The sequence below is a fragment of the Janibacter cremeus genome (assembly GCF_029395675.1).
In the GTDB taxonomy this organism is placed as follows: domain Bacteria; phylum Actinomycetota; class Actinomycetes; order Actinomycetales; family Dermatophilaceae; genus Janibacter; species Janibacter cremeus_A.
In genome coordinates, this window is sequence record NZ_CP115184.1 from 3,153,511 (window position 1) to 3,173,427 (window position 19,917).

The following is a 19,917-nucleotide window of genomic DNA, read 5'->3' on the forward strand; positions in this document are numbered from 1 at the left end:
GTGCCCCAGGAGAAGCTCACCGTCGCCCTCGGGGAGTGGCTCGGGGAGGTGCGCGCCGCGCGGGAGCGGGGGTACACCTTCTTCGACTGGCTGTCCGCGGTCGACGAGAGCGACCGCGAGGAGGACCCCGGCCTCGACGTCGTCTGCCACCTGCTCGACCCGCACCCGGGCCCGGAGCGGGACCTGCGCACGCTGCTGCTGCGCACCCGCGTGCCGCTCGGCGTCCCGCTGGCCAGCCTGACCGGCCTCTTCGCCGGGGCGGCGTGGCACGAGCGCGAGACGCACGAGATGTTCGGCCAGGAGTTCACCGGCTTCGACGACGGCACCGGGCTGGGCATGCGCCCGCTGCTGCTGCCCGACGGTTTCGAGGGCACGCCGCTGCGCAAGTCCTTCGTCCTCGCCGCCCGGGCGACCAAGCCGTGGCCCGGCGGCAAGGAGCCCGGTGAGGGTCACTCGAGCACGACGAGGAAGTCGCCGAGCCGTCGCCGCGTGTCCGCCCCCGGCGTCCCCGGCCCGGAGTGGGGTCCCCGACCCGCGAAGGGGGACGAGCCGTGAGCCTGCTCGAGATCACCCTGCGCTCCCTCGCCGCGCTCGCGGCCGTGCTCGTCCTGCCCCTGGTCGCGGGGCAGACGGAGCACAAGGTCATGGCCCACATGCAGGGCCGGCTCGGCCCGATGTACGCCGGCGGCTTCCACGGCTGGGCACAGCTCCTCGCCGACGGGGTGAAGTTCGTCCAGAAGGAGGACATCACCCCCGCTGCGGCCGACCAGCGCATCTTCCGCCTCGCCCCGGCGATCGCGCTCGTCCCCTACGTCGTGGCCATGGCCCTGCTGCCGATCCACCCCGGCGTCGCCGCGGCGGAGGTCCCGGCGAGCCTGCTGCTCGTCCTCGCCGTCATCGGGGTCGGTGTCCTCGGCGCCCTCGTGGCCGGGTGGGCCAGCGCGAACAAGTACGCCCTCATCGGCGGGATGCGCGCTGCCGCGCAGCTGCTCGCCTACGAGCTGCCGCTCGTGCTGTCCGTCGCCTCGATCGCCATGGCCGCCGGGACCCTGTCGCTCGCCGGTGTCATCGCGGCGTGGTCCCCGTGGTGGCTGCTCTGGCAGCTGCCCGGCGCGGTGGTCTTCCTCGTGGCCGCGACCGCGGAGCTGCAGCGACCCCCCTTCGACGCACCGATCGCCGACAGCGAGGTCGTCATGGGCCCGCTGACGGAGTACACCGGGCTGCGCTTCGCCTTCTTCATGCTCGCCGAGTACGCCGGCATGGTCGTCATGGGGCTGCTCTTCGGCATCCTCTGGCTCGGCGGGTGGCAGGGCCCCCTGGCCGAGCAGCTCGGCTGGCTGTGGACCCTGGCCAAGGGGTCGCTCGTCGTCCTCCTCATCATCTGGATGCGGGTCTCGTGGCCGCGGCTGCGCGAGGACCAGCTCCAGCGCCTGGCGTGGACGGTCCTCGTCCCGCTGGCCCTCGCCCAGCTCGCACTGACAGCCGTAGGGGTGGTGATCGTCGGATGACCCGGCACGAGCACGCTGACAGCACGCCGGAGCCGACCCGCGGTCGGGCGGCCGGTGCCGGCCGGCGGGACGGCGGGACCGGTTTCGTCCCGGGGCTGGTCTCGGGGATGGCCGCGACCGCGAAACAGCTGGTCAGCCGGCCGCACACCGCGGAGTACCCGGACGTCGCGCCCGAGCTGCCGGCGCGCTCGCGCGGCGTCATCGCACTCATCGAGAGCAACTGCACCTCGTGCATGCTCTGCGCCCGCGAGTGCCCGGACTGGTGCATCTACATCGACTCGCACAAGGAGGAGGTCCCGCCGCCGAAGGAGGGTGGGCGCACCCGCCAGCGCAACGTCCTCGACCGCTTCGCCATCGACTTCTCGCTGTGCATGTACTGCGGCATCTGCGTCGAGGTGTGCCCCTTCGACGCCCTCTTCTGGAGCCCGCAGTTCGAGTACGCCGAGACCGACATCCGCGACATGCTCCACGAGAAGGACCGGCTCGGGCAGTGGGCCGAGGAGGTCCCGGCCCCGCCCGAGCTCGACCCCGCCGCCGCGGACCCGCCGGAGGTGACGGCAGCCAACAAGCCGACGCGCAGAGGGCGCCGATGACGGGTCTCGATCTCGCCTTCGCCGCCACCGGTCTCATCACCGCCGCCGCAGGTGCGATCGCGGTCACGACACGCCAGGTCGTCCACTCCGCCCTGTGGCTCGTCGTCGCGCTCCTCGGCCTCGCCGGCTGCTACCTCGTCCTCGGCGCGGAGCTCGTCGCCCTGATCCAGGTCCTCGTGTACGTCGGGGCCGTGGTCGTCCTCGTGATCGTCGCGCTCATGCTCACCCGGGCACCGATCGGCCGGCGGGCGGAGCACTCCACCTCGCGTGGGCACCGCGCGCTCGCGGCCCTCGTCGGCGCGGGGACCGCCGGGCTCATCGCCGCGGTCCTGCTGCCGACGGCCGCCCGCGTGGAGGTGCGGCCCGGGGGCACCGCCGAGCTCGGGCGGCAGATCTTCTCCACCTGGGTGTGGCCCTTCGAGCTGCTCTCGCTGCTGCTCCTGGCCGCGCTCGTCGGAGCCTTCGCGGTGTCCGGCCTGACCGGGGCGAAGGGGGAGGAGCCGCGATGATCCACGCCGCCGGTCCGTACCTGCTCGCCAGCGTCCTCGTGGGCCTGGGGCTCTACGGGATCCTCGCCCGGCGCAACGCCGTCCTGGTCCTCGTCGGCACCGAGCTGCTCATCGCCGGGGGCAGCCTGCTGCTCGTCACCGCCGGGGCGCTCGGACGTGACGAGGCCTGGTCCGGCCAGGTGCTCACGCTCTTCGTCATCACCATCGCGGCCGCCGAGGTGGTCATCGCCCTGGCCGTCATCGTCGCCGCCTACCGGCGTCGCGGCACCATCGACCTGGCCGAGGACGCAGCGTGACGGGCACGACGACCGCGACGATCCTCGTCCTCCTCCCCGCGGGCACGGCCGCCCTCGTCCTCGGGCTGGCGCGGCACGCCGTCCTCGCCGGCATGCTCGCGATCCTCGGGTCCGTCGCCTCCCTCGTCGTCTCGGTCGTGGCGCTCGCCGGCGCCGGTGCCGGGGCGGCCGGGGACCCCTTCGCCGACCGCCGAGCCACCGGCGGTGACCTGGTGGTCGGCGGGGTGGACCTGCCCCTCGCCCTCGGGCTGTCGAGCACCAGCGCCTTCCTCGTCCTGACGGTCTCCCTCGTCGTCGCGGCCGTGCAGACGTACTCGGCGTGGTTCCTGGCCGACGACGACCGCCGCGGGGTCTTCCACGCGACCATCGCGCTCTTCGCCGGGGCGATGACCCTCGTCGTCCTCTCCTCGGACCTCGTCCTGACGGTCGTCGGCTGGGAGGTCATGGGCTGGTGCTCCTACCTGCTCATCGGCCACTGGTCGCGGCGGCCGGCACCCCGCCGCGCGGCGCACACCGCCTTCATGGTCACCCGCCTCGCCGACGTCGGGCTCCTCCTCGGCATGGCGGTGCTCATCGCCGGAGCCGGCACCACCGGGCGGGCCGAGGCCATCGAGCACTGGACCTCCGCGGGCGACCCGGCGCTGCGCTCGACCGCCCTGGTCCTCGTCGTCATCGGGGTCCTGGGCAAGTCGGCGCAGCTGCCCTTCCACGACTGGCTGCTCGACGCGATGGAGGGTCCGACGCCGGCCTCCGCCCTGATCCACGCCGCGACGATGGTCGCCGCCGGCACGGTCGTGCTGGGGCAGCTCTTCCCGGTGCTCGTGCAGGCCGACGCGGCGCGCACGGTCCTGGGCGTCTCCGTCGCGGTGACCATGCTCCTCGCCGCGCTCCTCGCCCTCGTCGAGCCGGACCTGAAGCGCCTGCTCGCCTGGTCGACGATCAGCCAGATCGGGGTCATGCTGGCCCCGCTCGCCGCCGCCGGTACCGGACCCGCGGTCGGCAGCGCCCTGGGTCACCTCTACGGGCACGCGATCTTCAAGGCCCTGCTCTTCCTGACCATCGGCTGGCTCGCCGTGACCGGCGGCTCGACCCGCTGGGAGACGCTCCTCGGCACCGCCCGCACGCACCCCGTGGCGCTCTTCGCGTGGGGTGCCGGACTCCTCTCCCTCGCGGGGGTCCCGCTCGTGCTCGGCGGCGTCACCAAGGAGCACGTCATCGCCGCGGTCGCGCAGGACTCCGACTCCCGCGCCGGGGTGGCCGGCCTCGTCCTGGCCAGCCTGCTCGTGACCGCCGTGGTCACCGCCGCGTACGCCACCCGGGCGTTGCTCGTGGCCGTGCGGGACGAAGGGAGGGTCGGCCCGCGCGCCGTCCGCGCCCGGGCGGTGATGCCCGGCGCCGTCGCCGGCATCCTCGTCGTCCTCGGTGTCGCCAGCATCCTCGGCGGGATCGCGCTCGGCGTGCGCCTGCCGCGGGCGGGGGAGGTTCCCCTCCTGCTCTTCATCGGCATCCTCGCGCTCGTCCTCCTCGGCATCGCGGTCGGTTACCTGCTCGACGCCACCGGTCTGCAGAGCCGACTCGTCGAGGGGCGTCCCGGCGCACTCGTGGGGCAGGGGCTGCACGTCCGGCGACTGCAGGAGCTGGTCGTCGTGCGCCCGGTCCTGGCCCTCGCGCGGTTCGTCGCCTTCCTCGACCGGGAGGTCATCGACAGCTACGTGCGCGCTGCTGCCTCGGCTGCGCTCGGCGTGGGCGAGGCCGGCACGCGGGCCCATGCCCGCTCCCGCCCCACGACGGGCCTCGCCCTGCTGGGGGTCGGCGTCCTCCTCGTCGTCGGTCTCGGCGTGCTCGCCCTGCGGGGGGCCCCGTGATCGGCCTCGCCTGCGCGCTGCCGCTGCTCGCCGGAGTCGTCCTGCTCGGCGGGGGGACCGAGATGTCCGGGCGCACCGCGGCCCGTGCCGGCATCGCCGCCTCCCTGGTGACGCTCGTGCTCGTCGGCGCCGCCTGGGCCACCGACGCGGTCGTCGACATCGCGTGGCTGCCGGCGCTCGACCTGCGGCTGCACCTCGGGCTGGACGGGATCAGCGGCCCGCTGGCCGTCCTGGCGGCCCTGGTCACGGCGGCTGCCTGCACGACCCTCCTTGCCGAGCGTCCCCGCGGCGGCAGCGGGGCGACCTTCGTCGGCTGCCTCCTGCTCACCCTCGGCGGGGCGGTGGCCACCTTCGCCGCCAGGGACGCCCTCCTCTTCGTCATCGCGTTCGAGCTCGTGCTCGTCCCGATGTGGGTGCTCATCACCCGGTTCGGCGACGACCGTGACCCGCAGGCCCGGCGCGAGGCGGGCGCGCGCTTCGTCATCTACACCGGGACCGGCTCCACGCTCATGCTCCTGGGGGTGCTGCTGCTCGTCGCCCGGGCCGGCACCGCCGACCTCGCCGCCCTCGGCGCCGCCCGGGGCGACGGGCTCGACGCCGGCACCCAGCTGGTCATCGCCGTGCTGCTCACGCTCGGTCTGGCGGTCAAGGTCCCGGTGTGGCCACTGCACTCGTGGCTGCCGCTGGCCCACACCACCGCACCGACCGCGGGCTCGATGCTGCTCGCGGCCGTGCTGCTGAAGATGGGCACCTACGGGTTGGTCCGGCTGCCGCTGGCCACCGTGCCCGACGGCTTCGCGCGCATCGCGCCCGCCCTCGCGGTCTGCGGTGTCATCGGCATCATCTGGGGTGGGCTCGTCTGCCTCGTCGAGCGCGAGCTGAAGCGCCTCATCGCCTGGTCCTCGATCGCGCACATGGGCTTCGTCGCCCTCGCCCTGGCCACCGGGACGGCGACCGGCGTGACCGCCGCGCTGTACGGCAACCTCGCCCACGGCCTGATCTCCGCGCTGCTCTTCCTCGTCGTCGGGGGGCTGAAGCACCGCTGGGGCGGCGACGACCTGGACATCCCGCGACCGGCCCTGCGCGACCACGCACCCGTGACCGGACTGCTGCTGCTCACCGGTCTGGCCGCCGGTCTCGGCCTGCCCGGTCTCGCCGGCTTCTGGGGGGAGTTCCCCGCGATCATCGCGGCCCTCGACCCGGGCGAAGGGAGGTCCGCCGCCCTCTTCGCCGCCTGCGCCGCGGTGGCCGCGGCCGGCGCGGTGCTGGCCGCCGCCTATGCCCTGCGGGTGGCCCGCCTCGTCTGGCTCGGCGAGGGGTACCTCGACGCGCCGCCCGACACGGGTCCCGACGCCGGGCCCGCGCCGGACCCCGACACGGAAGCCGACACTGACGCGGGCGGGACCGCGGACACCCGGACGATGCCCGTCGCCGCGTCGGAGATTGCCGGAGTGGGCCGTAGCGGCGAGCTCGGCCGGGCCGAGACAGTCCCCGGCCTCGCCCTCGCCCTCGCCGTCCTCGTCCTCGGTGTCGCGCCGGTGCTCGTGCTCGTCGTCACCGAGCCCGCCCTGACCGCGGTGGTGACCCGATGACGCCGAGCGCCGCGCCCCCGCAGATCGACGTCCTGGTCGCCGGCCCCGTCCTCGCCCCGGCGATCGGCGCCGTGCTCGTCCTCGCCATGGACGCCCTCCGGCCGCACCGACGCACCCCGGCCCTGGTTGTCGGGGCGCTCGCCCTGCTCCTGGGACTCGGTGCGGCGATCTCCCTTCGCCTGCGGTCCGTGAGCGAGGGGGATCTGGGCACGGTCTGCCTGCCCGGCGACCCGGCCCTCCGGCTGGCCGCCCCCGAGGGGAGCGAGGTCGGTCACTGCCTGCTGCAGGTCGGGCCGTCGGGTGCGCTCCTGCAGGCGCTGGCCGCGGCCGCCGGGCTGGCCGTGCTCGCGCTGCTGGGTGGTTTCGAGGCTCGGCCGCGGGGCGGCCTCACGCCTCAACCACCGGGTGTGGCTCGCGGCCTCACACCTCAACCGCCGGTCCCTGAGGTGCGACGAAGGAGCCTCGAAGGGACTCCCGAGGCGGACGTCGGGGTCGAGACCGCGCTGCTGCTGGCGACCGTCACCGGTGCGACCACCGTGGCCGTCGCCCACGACCTCGGCACATGGCTCGTCGGCCTGGAGCTGGCCACGCTCCCGGTGGTCGCGCTGGCCGTGCTGCGCGGCGGCGCCCGGGACAGCGGTGCGATGCAGCTGATCATGACCTCGATCAGCTCCTTCGGCGTGGCCGTCGTCGGCGCCGGGCTCTGGGCCACCGCCACCGGCAGCATCCGTCTCGGGGGAGGGGCGGCCTGGTCGGCGTGGCAGGAGGACGGGACCCGTGCCGTGCTCACCCTCGCGCTGGTGCTGCTGCTCGCGTCCGTCGCCTTCAAGCTCTCCCTGGTGCCCTTCCACGCGTGGACGCCGGCCACCTACCCGCGCGCCGGCGCCGTCGTGACGATGCTCCTCGCGAGCGTCTCCGCGATCGCGGCCGTGGGGGCACTCATCGCCGTCATGGAGGGCGCCGCCGGCGTCCTGCCCGACCTCGTCCCGGTGATCGGGGTGCTGGCCGTGTCCTCCATGCTCGTCGGTGCCCTCCTCGCGCTGCGGGCGAGTGACCCCCTTCGCCTCATCGCCTGGTCCGCGGTCACCCAGGGCGGCTGGGTGGTCGCCCCGCTCGCGGCGGGCGACACCGACGCGGCCATCGGCTACCTGGCGGTCTACGTCGTCGCCGTCACCACCGTCCTCGCCGTCGTCGCCGACCTCTCACCCGACGGCGGCCGCACGCTCGCGGACGACCGCGGGCTGCTGCGGCGCCGCCCCGTCCACGCCGCCCTCCTCGGGATGGGGCTGCTCACCCTCGCCGGCCTGCCGCCCGGGGTCGCCGGCCTGCTCGCGAAGTTCGTCGCGCTGCGCCCCCTCGCGGACGCCGGGCTGTGGTGGATCGCCCTGCCGGCCGTCCTCGCCGCAGCCCTCGGCTTCGCCGTCTACCTGCGCTGGCTGGCGCTGGTGCTCCTGCCCGAGCGGACCCCGCGCGAGCCGGAGGCCGTCACGCGGACCGGCACGGGCGTCGCCGCCGTCGCCGGCCTCGTGCTGCTGACCGCCACGGTCCTGCCGGTGCTGCTGCTGGGCGCGGGAACGAGATGACCCTCCTTCGGCGTTGGGACTGACATGCACAACCACTTCAACGGGCTGAAGACAGCAGCCCTCTTCGGCGGGATCTTCACGCTGCTGCTGCTCGTGGGCTACGCCCTCGGCGGCAGCATGTACATGTGGCTCTTCGGCCTCGTCGGCGTGGGGATGACCGCGTACTCGTACTGGAACTCCGACAAGTTGGCGATCAAGGCCATGCGCGCCCAGCCGGCCGACCCGATGCAGTTCCCCGCGATGTACCGGATCGTGCAGGAGCTGAGCCAGAAGGCGAACCAGCCGATGCCGCGCCTGTACGTCTCGCCGACGCGGGCGCCGAATGCCTTCGCCACCGGCCGCAACCCCGAGCACGCCGCCGTGTGCTGCACCGAGGGGATCCTCGAGCTGCTCGACGAGCGCGAGCTGCGCGGCGTCCTCGGCCACGAGCTGATGCACGTGTACAACCGCGACATCCTCACCAGCTCGGTCGCGGGCGCCATCGCCGGTGTCATCTCCTCGGTCGCCTCGATCGGCCTGTGGTTCGGCGGCCGCGACCGCAACCCGATCGCCGCCATCGCCGTGGCGCTGCTCGCCCCGGTGGCCGCGATGGTCATCCAGATGGCGATCAGCCGCACCCGCGAGTACGACGCCGACGAGGACGGCGCCGCGCTCACCGGTGACCCGCTGGCGCTCGCCTCGGCGCTGAACAAGCTCCAGCACGGGGTCGCCAGGGCGCCGCTGCAGCCCACGCCGCAGCTGCAGAACACGAGCCACATGATGATCGCCAACCCGTTCAGGGCCGCGGACGTCTCGAAGTTCTTCTCCACCCACCCGCCGATGGACCAGCGGATCGAGCGCCTCGAGGCGATGGCCCGCGGGCCGCAGGGGCTGCGCTGACCCTCCCTTCGCAGCCGCTTGGGCTCCTGCGGAGGGCCGGCCCACCCCTCGCAACTGCTTGGGCTCTTGCGGGGGCCGGCCCGCCCTTCGCAACTGCTTCGGCTCTTGCGGGGGTCGGGCGGTAAACCGTCACATCTGCTGCTCGCCCGTGCGGATGGCCTCCCGGATGCGGGTGTAGGTGCCGCAGCGGCAGATGTTGCGGATGCCGTCGAGGTCGGCCTCGCTGATCGCGCGGCCCTCCCGACGGACCTTGCGCACGAGGGCGACCGCGGCCATGATCTGGCCGGGCTGGCAGTAGCCGCACTGGGCGACGTCGTGCTCGATCCACGCCTCCTGCATCGGGTGCAGGTCACCATCGACGGTGTCGGCCAGGCCCTCGATGGTGGTGATCTCGTCGTCGGCGGAGATCTGGTCGACCGGGACGGAGCACGGATTGAAGGCCTTGCCGTTGACGTGCGAGGTGCACGCCTTGCAGACATTGATCCCGCACCCGTACTTCGGGCCGGTGACGCCGAGGACGTCGCGCAGGACCCAGAGCAGGCGCACGCCCGGCTCGACGTCGACCGTGACCTTCTCGCCGTTGAGGACGAAGGTGTGACTGGACATGGCAGGCTCCTCAGTAGGTGAAGTTCAGGCCGTTGGTCGGCGACTGCGGGACCGCGGGCACGAAGGGCTTCGGCTCGAAGGCGAGCGGGTCGGCGTGGTTGATCGGGAACTCGGTGGGCATCGCTCCCGTGGCGCGCGCGTACGCGCAGGCGATGGCGGCGAAGCTGGCCGCGACCCCGGCCTCGCCGGCACCGCCGGGCTGGCCCTCGTCGGAGGGCATGATCTCCACGCGCAGCTCCGGCGGGGCGTTCCACTGGCGGGTGTAGAAGTAGTTGTCCCAGCTGGCCTCGAGGAAGTGGCCCTCGTCGAAGTGGCAGCTGGAGGTGAGCGCGAGCGCGATGCCGTCCATGACGCCGCCGAGCATCTGCGCGTCGAGCCCGGTCGGGTTGATGACCAGGCCGGCGTCGACGGCGAAGACGACCTTGGTCACCCGCGGACCCGTGACGGCCGCCCGGATCTCGCGGTTGACCGTCTCGGGTCGCATGTCGAGCTCGACGAGGCACGCGGTGACGCCCTTGTACTCCTTGTGGATCGCCACGCCCTGGGTGATGCCCTCGGGGAGGTCCCGGCCCCACTCACCGACCTCGGCGACCCGGTCCAGCGCGGCCCTGGCCCGCTCGTTGCGCAGGAAGGAGCGGCGGAAGGCGACCGGGTCCTTGCGCATCCTGCGGGCCAGTTCGTCGACGACCAGCTCGTTCGCCACGCGAACGTCGGGTGAGTAGATGTTGCGCATGCTGCCGGTGTTGAAGCGGTCGTCGGTCTCGTTGAGCAGCTGGGTGACGGCGCCGAAGTTGTACGGGATCTCCTGGGTGAGGGCGAAGATCGTCTGGGAGAAGGACATGTCACCGACGGGCAGCTTCGCGGCCTCCGCGGTGATGATCTCGCCCAGCCCGTGACCGAAGTCGGTCTTGACGCTCGTGTGCCGCTGCTCGAAGGAAAGCACCTCGCCCAGCAGGTGGGTGGCCCGCACCCGGGAGGTGCACATCGGGTGCAGCCTGCCCTGGCGCGGCTCGTCGGCCCGGTGCCACATCAGCTTCACCGGCTTGCCCATCGCCCGGGAGATCCGGGACGCCTCGAGCGCCGCGTCGTGGAAGAGCTTGCGGCCGAAGGACCCGCCACCCTGGGTGACCTCGACCGTCACTGCGGAGACGGGCAGGCCGAGCTCGGCGGCGATGTCCTCCTGGGCGACGACTGGGGACTTCATCGAGCCCCAGATCCTCGCCGAGCCGGACCGCACGTCGGCGATGGCGCAGTTGGGCTCGAGCGAGGAGTTGCTGCGGAAGCGGAAGGTGAACTCTGCGTCCACCTGCTTGGCGAGCAGCGGCACCTCCGGCACCGCCATCGGCACCTCGGCCTTCCTGAGGTTCGCCAGGATCGAGGCGTCGTCCTCGCTCGCCAGCTCGCCCCCTTCCCACTCCACGTCCATCTCGATGATGGCGTCGATGCACTGGCCGAAGGTCCTGGCGCGCACCGCGACCCCCGTCGGGACCATCGCGACGTCGGTGACGCCGGGCATCGCCGTGATCGCGGCCTGGTTGCGCAGGCGGACCGGGGCACCGTTGTGCGTCGGCGGGCGGCAGACCATCGTCGGGAGGGCGTCGGGCACCTCGAGGTCCATCGCGAAGACCTTGGCGCCGGTCACCGCGGCACGGGCATCGGTGCGGCGCTGCGGGGTGCCGATGACCGTGTGGTCGGCGCGGTCCTTCAGCGTGACCTCGGCGGTGACCGTCTCGCCGGCAGCGGCCCTGGCAGACAGCTCGCCGTAGCCGATGCTCTGGCCGGTGCTGTCGGTGATGAGGCCGTCCTTGGCCGTCAGCGCGTCGACGGTGTCGCCGAGGACGATCGCGGCGGCCTCCAGCAGGCGCTGCCTGGCCAGGGCCGCGGCGACCCGGATCGGGGTGTAGGTGGAGATCGTCGTGTTCGAGCCACCGGTCAGCTGGTTGAACGCCAACTCGGGGCGGGCCTTGGCCAGGGTGACGTCGATCCTGTCCACCGGCAGGTCCAGCTCCTCGGCGATCATCATCGCGGTGGAGGTGACGATGCCCTGGCCGACCTCGGCACGCGGCAGCGCGAAGGATGCCCGGCCGTCCTCGTCGATCCTGACGGTGATGAGATTCGCCGTGGGCTGGGCCGCCATGGTGAGCAGGTCGTTGAGGTCCATGATCTCGGGCGGCTGCGGCGGGGTGGGGACGACGGCCTCGGCCGACTCGCTGCCCAGGGCCATGTCAGCGGCCGTCGCGAGCGTCGCGCCGGCGATGACGTACCCCATGAAGGAACGACGGCTCGGCCCGGGAGCGGGTGGCTCACTTGGGCTCGTGGGGTGGACTTCGGTCATCTTCGGCTCCCGGGTCGACGGCGGTGGCGTGGGTGCCCTGCCAGTAGACCCCACGGGAGATGCTGCCGCGACGCGACGCCGCCCACGTTCAGCACGGCGACTCTGTGCATTTCGCACAACCGGCGGGGCCTGCTCCCGCGGGGAGGGCTCAGCCGAGACCGAGCGCGCGGGCTTGCAGCGCCAGAGCCAGACCCGTCGGCGGCGGATCATCCGCGAGGTGGTGGCCGGTGAGGGCGGAGACCCGCGCCAGTCGGTTGAGCACGGTGTTGCGGTGGCAGGGCAGTTGTGCGGCCGCGCGACTGGTGGATCCACCGGCGCTCGCCCAGGCGTCGAGGGTGTCGAGCAACTCGGCGCCTTCGGCCCCGGGTAGGGCGAGAAGGGGGCCGAGCCAGTGGTCCACGAGCTGCCGGGCGATGTGTGGGGAGTTCAGGAGCAGGGCGGGCACGAGGCGTTGGTCGTAGGAGAGGATGCCTGCTTCCGCGCCGCGCCCCTCGGTAGCCACCCGCGCCTGCTCGAAGGCCCGATCGACTTCGGCGAGGCCCCGGCACAGGCCGGAGACACCACCGTCCAGCCCGGTCAGCTCGCCCAGTGCGGCGATCAGTGACCGGTGGTCCGTCCCGTCGGGGGGAACGAGCAGGCCGATGACGTCCCCACCGGACCGGGCCTGCCAGGCCGTCCTCGGTTCGTGAGAGTGCATGACGGTACTCACGGCTTCGGCCGCGTCCTCCAGAGTGGTGTCGCGCAGGAGCAGCAGGAGGAGTGGGGCATCGGCGGGAAGGTCCATGCTCCGGGCGGCTTCCTGGGCGAAGGCCTGCTCCCGGGCCCGGCCACTGAGCAGGCCTTCCCATAGCGCCGCCATCCGTTGGGCGTCGGCGCGCAGGAGGCCGTGCTCGGTCTGGCGGTATGAGCGGGCGACCTCGGCGGAGGACTTGTCGACACTGGCCCAGAGCCACACGCCCAGGTCCCGGAAACTCTCCGGGTCGAGCGGTGGGTCGGCGCGCTCGACGAGGTCCTCCCAGATCAGCCGTCCGCCGATGCGAAAGGAGCGCAGCACGTCGTCGAGGGGCAGTCCCTGCTCGGCCCGTCGTTGACCGGTTGCCCGGGCGGCGTCGAAGAGGTGCTCCATGTCCTCGACGGAGGTGAGGCGGCCATCGGGAAGCACTGCCAGGACGAGCATGTCGAGCACGCGCTCGACGTTGTCGAAGCAGGAGCGCCACAGGTCGTCGTCGGGGACCACGCGGCTCGTGTCGTAGGCGGCGTTCTCCCGGGCGATAGAGGCGACGAGGCGTCGGGTGATCGGCTCCACCCGTTCGGCGCGGGCGCGCGCGAGCAGCAGTGGCAGCAGGCCGGGGGCCCGGGCCTCGGTGCTCATCGCGTCTCCGTCCACCACTGTCGTCCGCGTCGTCGCAGGGCGGTCAGTGTAGGCCGCTGGGTGACAGCACGCCCTCGGGCCGACGATGACAGGATGCTGGGGTGCCCTCCCTCACTCGCGACGAAGCCCTCCACCGTGCCGACCTGCTGTCCGTGACGCGGATGGAGGTCGAGCTCGACCTCGACCGGGGCGCCGAGACCTTCGGCTCCCTCACCCGCATCCACCTGGGGGCGAGTGGCGACGGGACGACCTTCGTCGACTGCAAACCCGTCACCCTGCACTCGGCCACCCTCGACGGCCGGCCGGTCGACGTCGCGGCCCTCGCCGAGGGGCGACTGCCGCTGACCGTGACCGCGGGTGAGCACGTCCTCGAGGTCGAGGCGACGATGGGCTTCAGCCACGACGGCGAGGGCCTGCACCGCGCGACCGACCCCGCGGACGGCGAGGACTACGTCTTCAGCCACCTCTTCCTCGACGCCGCGCCCGCCGTCTTCGCCTGCCTCGACCAGCCCGACATCAAGGCTCCCTACGCCGTATCCGTCAAGGCGCCGGCGCAGTGGAAGGTCATCGGCAACGGCGCCGGGACGATGGCCGACGGGGGAGTGTGGCACCTCGCCGAGACGAAGCCGCTGTCCACGTACTTCGTGGCGCTGTGCGCCGGGCCGTACGTCTGCGTCCTCGACGAGCACGACGGGATCAGCCTCGGACTGTGGGCGCGGGCGTCGATGGCCGAGCAGCTCGAGGAGCACGCGGAGGAGATGCTCGCGGTGACCCGGGCGAGCTTCGACTACTTCCACTCGATCTTCGGTATCCGCTACCCCTTCGACGACTACGACCAGGTCTTCGTCCCCGAGTTCAACGCCGGCGCGATGGAGAACCCGGGGTGCGTCGTGCTCCGCGACTCCTACCTCTTCCGCGGGGCGGTGGGGCGCGACGAGCTGCTCACCCGCGCCAACACGATCAGCCACGAGATGGCGCACATGTGGTTCGGCGACCTCGTCAGCCCGCAGTGGTGGGACGACCTGTGGCTCAACGAGTCCTTCGCCGAGTACATGGCCCACCGCTGCCTCGTGGAGGCCACCGACTACACCGAGGCGTGGATCGACTCGACGATGTCGCGCAAGTCGTGGGGCTACTCGGCCGAGCGCAAGCCCTCGACCCACCCGGTGGCGGGCTCACCCGCACCGGACGCGAAGTCCGCCCTGGCGAACTTCGACGGCATCTCCTACGCCAAGGGCGCCGCCGTCATCCGCCAGCTGATCGAGTTCATCGGTGACGACGCCTTCCTCACCGGCATCCGGGAGTACCTGACGGCGCACTCCTTCGGCAACGGCACCCTCGCGGACTTCCTGCGTGCGATGGAGCGGGCCAGTGGGCGCGAGCTCGACACGTGGAGCCGTGGCTGGCTCGAGACCGCCGGTGTGGACGAGATCGAGGTGGCCAGGATGGCCGGCACCGTCTCGCGCACCGCCCCGGTCGCGTACCCCGCTGACCGTCCGCACGTGCTGGACATCGCCACCTACGACGGCGGGGTCGAGACCTCGCGCGTGGACCTCACCCTCGAGGGCCCCGAGGCGCCCGTGCCCGAGGTCGACATGGAGGCGCCACTCGTGCTGCCCAACGCCGGGGACCGCACGTGGGCCACGCCGGTCCTCGACGACCGGTCGATCGACTCGCTGCGCGGGCAGCTGCCGCTGCTCTCGGACGCGCAGGCCCGGGCGGTGATCTGGGTCGGGCTGCGGGACTGTGTCGCCATGGCACGGGTCGACCCACGCCTGCTCGTCGACCTCGGTGAGGACGCACTGGTCACCGAGGACAACGACTCGATCTTCTCCCGCTCCGGGATGCACCTGACCGCGCGCGTCATCCGGATCCTACTGCCGGAGGAGGAGCAGGCGGCGGCCCGGGCGCGCTTGGCCCGCGTCGGGGAGAAGGTCCTCGCCGCTGCCGAGCCGGGGTGCTCACGGGCACTGCACGCCGCCCGCCTCGTGGCCCGCACCACCGACGACGTCGAGGGGCGGTTGGTGCCGTGGGCGGACGGTCGCGGCCTGCCCGACGGGCTCGAGGGCGATGCCGACTTCCGGTGGATCCTGCTGGGGCAACTCAGCCGTCGTGGCGTCATCGGCACTGAGGAGATCGACCGCGCCCTCGAGGAGGACCGGACGATGACCGGGCAGCTCGGCGCGCTCAGCGCACGCGCCGCGATCCCCACCGCGGAGGCGAAGGGGGAGGCCTGGGCCGACCTGACGACCAACCGCGAGCGCAGCAACCACGAGCTCGTCGCCATCTCGGCCGGCTTCTGGGGTCCGGAGGACCTCTCGCTCGTCGCGCCCTACGTCGAGCGCTACTTCACCGAGGTCCCGCTGATGACCGAGTGGCTCGGCGAGGACGCCCTCTCCCGGGTGACCGCGATGAACTACCCCTCCCGATTCGTCACCGAGGAGACCCTGCAGCTCTCGCGCGCCTGCCTCGCCCGCGAGGACCTGCAGCAGGGGGTGCGCCGCCAGATGATCGACGCCCAGTCCGAGCTCGAGGAGGCCCTCGCCTCGCGTCGCGCCTTCCCCGGGAACTGAGCCGAGAAGAACGAGCGGAGTACGCCCGACTCCGGGAGTGCCCTTCGAGGCTCGCCCGCTGCGCGGACTCGCACCTCAGGAACCGGAACGAACGACCAAGGGCGTGCCCGTTCGTTCTCCTCGGCGGAGCAAGCCCGGTGCGGGTCGGACCTGCTACTCAGCGAGCGGACTCGACGACGATCCGGCCCGTGCTCGAGCCGCCGGCGATCCGGGTCAGCGCGGCCGGGGTGTCGGCGAAGTCGAAGCGCTCCGTCACGAGTGGCTCCACCAGGCCCGCGTCGGCCAGACGCACCAGCTCGGCGTGGCACTCCTGCACCAGCTGCGGCTCGTGCTGCTCGTAGAGGCTCCAGTGCAGCCCGAGGATCGTGTAGTTCTTCACCATCGCGTGGTTGAGTCGCGGCTCGGGGACCTGCCCGCTGGCGAAGCCGACGACGATGATTCGCCCCTCGAAGGCGATGCACTTCGTGCTCGCGGTGTAGGCGGAGCCACCGACCGGGTCGTAGACGACGTCGGCGCCGTGCCCGTCGGTGATCTCCTTGACCCGGGTGATGATGTCCTCCGCCTTGCGGTCGATGACGACGTCGCACCCCACTCGCGCTGCGATGTCGACCTTGTCCCGACCGCCGACGACCCCGATGACGCGCGCTCCCGCCGCCTTGCCCAGCTGGACGGCAGCCGACCCGACGCCACCGGAGGCGGCGTGGACCAGGAGGGTCTCCCCTTCGCGCAGTGCGGCCCGACGGTGCAGGCCGAACCACCCGGTCTGGTAGCTGATCATCAGCGCGGCGCTCGCCGCGTCGTCGAGCCCGGCCGGGGCGGGGTAGGTCCGGTCCGCGTCCATGAGGCACTCGGTGGCGAAGCCGCCGTGGGGGACCGCGGTCCCGCCGAGCACCCGGTCGCCGACGGCCACCCGGGTCACCCCCTCGCCGACCTCGAGCACGTCACCGCACACCTCGAGGCCGGGGACGAAGGGGGGCTGCGGCCGCACCTGGTACTCGCCGCGGCACATGAGGGTGTCGGCGAAGTTCACCGCGCTCGCCCGCACTCGTACCCGCACCTGCCCGGGGCCGGGCGTCGGGGTGGGCGCCTCGACGAGGGTGAGGACCTCGGCCGGGGCGCCGAGCTGCTGGGCCTGCCACGCGCGGATGCTCATGCCGTGGAGGGTACTGACCTCACGGATCGGGGTGGCCGTGCGTTCACATGGTGTGACGACATCCACCATGATCGGACCCATGACCACTCGGCACGCGCTGCTCCCGACGGGCATCGGTGACCTGACGGCCGTGCTCGACGAGGCGGCCGGGCGCGGGACGGTGCTCGTGGGTCTGTACTTCCCCGGGCACTGGACGCTGCCGGACCCCGAGACCTTCGGCCCCCGCGCGGACGCCGACGAGCCGGTCCTCGTCGCGCTCGCGGCCCAGCTCGGGGAGTACCTCGACGGGCGGCGGCGCGACTTCGACCTGCCCGTGGACCTGCGGGGCGGCGAGCACCACCGCCGCGTGTGGGAACGGCTGACCCGCATCCCCTACGGCGAGACGCTCACCTACGGGGAGCTCGCGGCCGAGAGCGGCGGCGCGGCCCAGGCGGTGGGTCGGGCCGTCGGGGCCAACCCGGTCTCGATCGTCGTCCCGTGCCACCGCGTCGTCGGTGCCGACGGATCGCTCACCGGGTACGCGGGTGGCATCGAGCGCAAGCGCCGTCTGCTCGCGCTCGAGGAGCCGGCCGCGAGCGAGCGCGATGCCCTCTTCTGAGCACGGTGCGCGGGGCCGGCCCCACGACGGGGCGGGGCTGCCCCCCTTCGAGCTGGTCGTGCGGGAGCACGGGCCGCGGGTGCTCGCGATCTGCCGGTCGCGGCTGGACGCGGCGGACGTCGACGACGCCTGGAGCGAGACCTTCCTGGCGGCGCTGTCGGCGTGGCCGGACCTGCCGCCGGACCTCGACGTGGCCGCCTGGCTGGCGACGGTCGCCCGCCGCAAGTGCACCGACGTGCACCGGGCCCGCACCCGCCGCCGGACCGATCCCGTGGCCGAGCTGCCGGAGGTGGTCACCGAGGACGAGCCGGACGAGGGCGAAGGGGTGTGGCGGCACGTCGCGGGGCTGCCCACGAAGCAACGCCAAGTGATCACCTACCGCTACCTCGGCGGGTTGTCGCACGCCCGGGTCGCGCAGCTCGTCGGCGGCACCGAGGCGGCGGCCCGTCGCGCTGCCAGCGACGGACTGAAGGCCCTGCGGGAGAAGGAGATCCGATGAACGACCGCGAGCTGTTGAACCGTCTGCACGACCGCTTCACGGCGGACGCCGCCGCAGCGGGCCTGCTCGACGTCGCCTACCGCGTCATCGACTCTCCGCTCGGTCGGCTGCTCGTCGCGGCGACGCAGGACGGCGTGGTCCGGGTGGCCTTCGCGCTGGAGGACCACGACGCCGTCCTCGCCGACCTGGCCGCGCGGGTCAGTCCGCGCGTGCTGGAGGCCCCGGCCCGGCTCGACGCCGTCACCCGCGCGCTCACCGACTACCTCGACGGTCGCAGTCGGCAGGTCGACGTGCCCGTCGACCTGCGCCTGCTCCGCGGTTACCGGCGCGAGGTCGTCGGTGCCCTGCCGACGATCGGCTACGGCCGCACCGCGACGTACGCCGAGATGGCCGCCGCCACCGGCCGCCCCGGGGCGGTGCGCGCCGTCGGCAGCGCCTGCGCCAACAACCCGGTCCCGCTGGTCCTGCCGTGCCACCGGGTGGTCCGCAGCGACGGGAGCGAAGGGGGTTACCGCGGCGGTCCCGAGGCGAAGCGGCAGCTGTTGGCGCTGGAGGCCACTCCCTTCGCAACTGCTTAGGCTCCTGCGAGGTCCGGGTGGCCACTCCCTGCGCAACTGCTTGGGCTCCTGCGGGGGCCGGGACCTCTTGCCGTGGCTGCGGCTATGGACGATGATCCGACCATGGACCCGACAGTGGCGTCGGTCGATGTCTCGACCGGCCGTCTCGCCGCACCCGGGCCCTGCTGTGACCTGATGCCGTCCCACGGGGTGGTCGGGCGTGCGTGACGTGCTCGGGGAGCTGATCCGGTGGTGGCGTGCCGGTGAGGACGTCGCGATGGGCACGGTCGTCGCGACCTGGCGCTCCTCGCCGCGGGGGCCGGGTGCCTCCATGCTCATCGGTCCCGACGGCGAGGCCGTCGGCTCCGTGTCCGGCGGGTGCGTGGAGGGCGCGGTCTACGAGGTCGGCGAGCAGGTGCTCGGGGACGGGCGACCGCAGCTGCACCGGTACGGGGTCAGCGACGACGACGCGATGGCCGTGGGTCTGACCTGCGGCGGCATCCTCGACGTCTACGTCGAGAAGGTCTCCCCGACGACCTTCCCCGAGCTCGAGGGCGTCGCCGCGGACATCGACGGCGGACGACCCGTCGCCGTCGCGACGGTGGTCGAGCACACCGACCCCGCGTGGGTGGGACGTCGCATGGTCGTCCACCACGAGGACCACGACGGTGCCATCGGCAGCGACCGCGCCGACGCAGCCGTCCTCGACGACGTCCGCGGGTTGCTCGCCGGGGGCCACAGCGAGACCCTCACCTACGGTCCCGACGGGGAGCGAAGGGGGGAGGGCATGCGGGTCTTCGCCGCCGTGTACGCGCCCGCGCCGCGGATGCTCGTCTTCGGTGCGATCGACTTCGCCGCCGCCTGTGCGCGGGTCGGGTCCTTCCTCGGATACGAGGTGACCGTCTGCGACGCGCGTCCCGTCTTCGCGACGCGGTCCCGATTCCCCGAGGCCGACGAGGTCGTCGTCGACTGGCCGCACCGGTACCTCACCGCCCAGCTGGAGGCGGGGCGCATCGACTCCCGCACCGTCATCTGCCTGCTCACCCACGACCCGAAGTTCGACGTGCCGCTGCTCGAGGTGGCCCTGCGCGCCCCGCAGGTCGCCTACGTCGGCGCGATGGGATCTCGTCGCACGCACGACGACCGGATGGCCCGCCTGCGGGAGTGCGGCCTGACCGAGGAGGAGCTGGGTCGGCTGTCCAGCCCGATCGGGCTGGACCTGGGTGCCCGCACCCCCGAGGAGACCGCGGTGAGCATCGCCGCCGAGATCATCGCCCACCGCTGGGGAGGGCAGGGCCGGCGCCTGACCGACACCCGCGGGCCGATCCACCACACGAACCGCGACGGGGCGTCGGAGGAGACGGCGCCCGAGCTGCTGGACCACCAGATCATGACCTGA

Annotated in this window: 18 protein-coding genes; 14 read left to right on the forward strand and 4 right to left on the reverse strand. The window is 73.0% G+C overall.

Features of this window, described 5'->3' with window-relative positions; all coding sequences use genetic code 11:
* From O9K63_RS15075 to htpX, 9 genes are read left to right on the forward strand one after another with little or no spacing between them, the layout of a single operon-like run.
* Window positions 1-555 carry an NADH-quinone oxidoreductase subunit C gene (locus O9K63_RS15075; RefSeq protein ID WP_277239156.1) on the forward strand — a complete coding sequence of 185 codons (555 nt, stop codon included), beginning with the start codon at window positions 1-3 and terminating at the stop codon, window positions 553-555.
* Window positions 552-1,508: an NADH-quinone oxidoreductase subunit NuoH gene (gene nuoH, locus O9K63_RS15080; RefSeq protein ID WP_277239158.1), complete on the forward strand. Its 957-nt coding sequence runs from the start codon at window positions 552-554 to the stop codon at window positions 1,506-1,508. Before O9K63_RS15075 ends, nuoH begins: the two co-directional genes overlap by 4 nt.
* Complete coding sequence (locus O9K63_RS15085) at window positions 1,505-2,101, forward strand: NuoI/complex I 23 kDa subunit family protein (protein WP_431190332.1); 597 nt, start codon at window positions 1,505-1,507, stop codon at window positions 2,099-2,101. Before nuoH ends, O9K63_RS15085 begins: the two co-directional genes overlap by 4 nt.
* Window positions 2,098-2,610 (forward strand): NADH-quinone oxidoreductase subunit J family protein, encoded by a 513-nt coding sequence (locus tag O9K63_RS15090; protein ID WP_277239160.1) that lies wholly within the window; start codon window positions 2,098-2,100, stop codon window positions 2,608-2,610. Before O9K63_RS15085 ends, O9K63_RS15090 begins: the two co-directional genes overlap by 4 nt.
* Window positions 2,607-2,906 carry an NADH-quinone oxidoreductase subunit NuoK gene (gene nuoK, locus O9K63_RS15095; RefSeq protein ID WP_277239163.1) on the forward strand — a complete coding sequence of 100 codons (300 nt, stop codon included), beginning with the start codon at window positions 2,607-2,609 and terminating at the stop codon, window positions 2,904-2,906. The genes O9K63_RS15090 and nuoK overlap by 4 nt, the downstream gene beginning before the upstream one ends.
* Entirely contained in the window at window positions 2,903-4,771 is a 1,869-nt protein-coding gene (locus tag O9K63_RS15100; protein WP_277239164.1) for an NADH-quinone oxidoreductase subunit 5 family protein, read from the forward strand. Before nuoK ends, O9K63_RS15100 begins: the two co-directional genes overlap by 4 nt.
* Window positions 4,768-6,363, forward strand: coding sequence for a complex I subunit 4 family protein (locus tag O9K63_RS15105; RefSeq protein WP_277239165.1), 1,596 nt, complete (start codon window positions 4,768-4,770; stop codon window positions 6,361-6,363). The genes O9K63_RS15100 and O9K63_RS15105 overlap by 4 nt, the downstream gene beginning before the upstream one ends.
* Window positions 6,360-7,946, forward strand: a complete 1,587-nt coding sequence (locus O9K63_RS15110) for a proton-conducting transporter membrane subunit (RefSeq protein ID WP_277239166.1) — start codon at window positions 6,360-6,362, stop codon at window positions 7,944-7,946. The genes O9K63_RS15105 and O9K63_RS15110 overlap by 4 nt, the downstream gene beginning before the upstream one ends.
* Window positions 7,947-7,970: 24 nt before the next feature.
* Window positions 7,971-8,825 (forward strand): zinc metalloprotease HtpX, encoded by an 855-nt coding sequence (gene htpX / locus O9K63_RS15115; RefSeq protein WP_277239168.1) that lies wholly within the window; start codon window positions 7,971-7,973, stop codon window positions 8,823-8,825.
* A 129-nt stretch (window positions 8,826-8,954) separates the two neighbouring features.
* Here htpX and O9K63_RS15120 read toward each other — a convergent pair whose 3' ends face one another.
* From O9K63_RS15120 to O9K63_RS15130, 3 genes are all read right to left on the reverse strand, one after another.
* Complete coding sequence (locus O9K63_RS15120) at window positions 8,955-9,431, reverse strand: (2Fe-2S)-binding protein (protein ID WP_277239170.1); 477 nt, start codon at window positions 9,429-9,431, stop codon at window positions 8,955-8,957.
* Between the two features lie 10 nt (window positions 9,432-9,441).
* The gene (locus tag O9K63_RS15125) at window positions 9,442-11,700 is read right to left on the reverse strand and encodes a molybdopterin cofactor-binding domain-containing protein (protein ID WP_277239172.1); all 2,259 of its coding nucleotides are present in this window, start codon (window positions 11,698-11,700) and stop codon (window positions 9,442-9,444) included.
* A 214-nt stretch (window positions 11,701-11,914) separates the two neighbouring features.
* Window positions 11,915-13,138, reverse strand: a complete 1,224-nt coding sequence (locus tag O9K63_RS15130; RefSeq protein WP_277239174.1) for a PucR family transcriptional regulator — start codon at window positions 13,136-13,138, stop codon at window positions 11,915-11,917.
* 101 nt (window positions 13,139-13,239) lie between these two features.
* Between O9K63_RS15130 and pepN the strand changes: the two genes are divergently transcribed.
* Window positions 13,240-15,711, forward strand: a complete 2,472-nt coding sequence (gene pepN, locus O9K63_RS15135; RefSeq protein ID WP_277239176.1) for an aminopeptidase N — start codon at window positions 13,240-13,242, stop codon at window positions 15,709-15,711.
* Between the two features lie 157 nt (window positions 15,712-15,868).
* On the opposite strand, the gene O9K63_RS15140 is transcribed toward pepN, so the two are convergent.
* Window positions 15,869-16,864, reverse strand: coding sequence for an NADPH:quinone oxidoreductase family protein (locus O9K63_RS15140; protein WP_277239178.1), 996 nt, complete (start codon window positions 16,862-16,864; stop codon window positions 15,869-15,871).
* 79 nt (window positions 16,865-16,943) lie between these two features.
* On the opposite strand from O9K63_RS15140, the gene O9K63_RS15145 reads away from it, so the two are divergent.
* From O9K63_RS15145 to O9K63_RS15160, 4 genes are all read left to right on the forward strand, one after another.
* Entirely contained in the window at window positions 16,944-17,462 is a 519-nt protein-coding gene (locus tag O9K63_RS15145) for a methylated-DNA--[protein]-cysteine S-methyltransferase (RefSeq protein WP_277239180.1), read from the forward strand.
* A complete protein-coding gene (locus tag O9K63_RS15150) occupies window positions 17,449-17,961 on the forward strand; it encodes an RNA polymerase sigma factor (RefSeq protein WP_277239181.1) in 513 nt (170 codons plus the stop codon). Before O9K63_RS15145 ends, O9K63_RS15150 begins: the two co-directional genes overlap by 14 nt.
* Window positions 17,958-18,539, forward strand: coding sequence for a methylated-DNA--[protein]-cysteine S-methyltransferase (locus O9K63_RS15155; RefSeq protein ID WP_277239183.1), 582 nt, complete (start codon window positions 17,958-17,960; stop codon window positions 18,537-18,539). Before O9K63_RS15150 ends, O9K63_RS15155 begins: the two co-directional genes overlap by 4 nt.
* A 199-nt stretch (window positions 18,540-18,738) precedes the next feature.
* A complete protein-coding gene (locus O9K63_RS15160; RefSeq protein ID WP_277239185.1) occupies window positions 18,739-19,917 on the forward strand; it encodes an XdhC family protein in 1,179 nt (392 codons plus the stop codon).

Coding starts and splice junctions, on each gene's coding strand:
- O9K63_RS15085 (WP_431190332.1), top strand. CDS start 1,505: ATGACCCGGCACGAGCACGCTGACAGCACGCCGGAGCCGACCCGCGGT.
- O9K63_RS15090 (WP_277239160.1), top strand. CDS start 2,098: ATGACGGGTCTCGATCTCGCCTTCGCCGCCACCGGTCTCATCACCGCC.
- nuoK (WP_277239163.1), top strand. CDS start 2,607: ATGATCCACGCCGCCGGTCCGTACCTGCTCGCCAGCGTCCTCGTGGGC.
- O9K63_RS15110 (WP_277239166.1), top strand. CDS start 6,360: ATGACGCCGAGCGCCGCGCCCCCGCAGATCGACGTCCTGGTCGCCGGC.
- htpX (WP_277239168.1), top strand. CDS start 7,971: ATGCACAACCACTTCAACGGGCTGAAGACAGCAGCCCTCTTCGGCGGG.
- O9K63_RS15120 (WP_277239170.1), bottom strand. CDS start 9,431: ATGTCCAGTCACACCTTCGTCCTCAACGGCGAGAAGGTCACGGTCGAC.
- O9K63_RS15125 (WP_277239172.1), bottom strand. CDS start 11,700: ATGGGGTACGTCATCGCCGGCGCGACGCTCGCGACGGCCGCTGACATG.
- O9K63_RS15130 (WP_277239174.1), bottom strand. CDS start 13,138: ATGAGCACCGAGGCCCGGGCCCCCGGCCTGCTGCCACTGCTGCTCGCG.
- O9K63_RS15140 (WP_277239178.1), bottom strand. CDS start 16,864: ATGAGCATCCGCGCGTGGCAGGCCCAGCAGCTCGGCGCCCCGGCCGAG.
- O9K63_RS15145 (WP_277239180.1), top strand. CDS start 16,944: ATGACCACTCGGCACGCGCTGCTCCCGACGGGCATCGGTGACCTGACG.
- O9K63_RS15150 (WP_277239181.1), top strand. CDS start 17,449: ATGCCCTCTTCTGAGCACGGTGCGCGGGGCCGGCCCCACGACGGGGCG.
- O9K63_RS15155 (WP_277239183.1), top strand. CDS start 17,958: ATGAACGACCGCGAGCTGTTGAACCGTCTGCACGACCGCTTCACGGCG.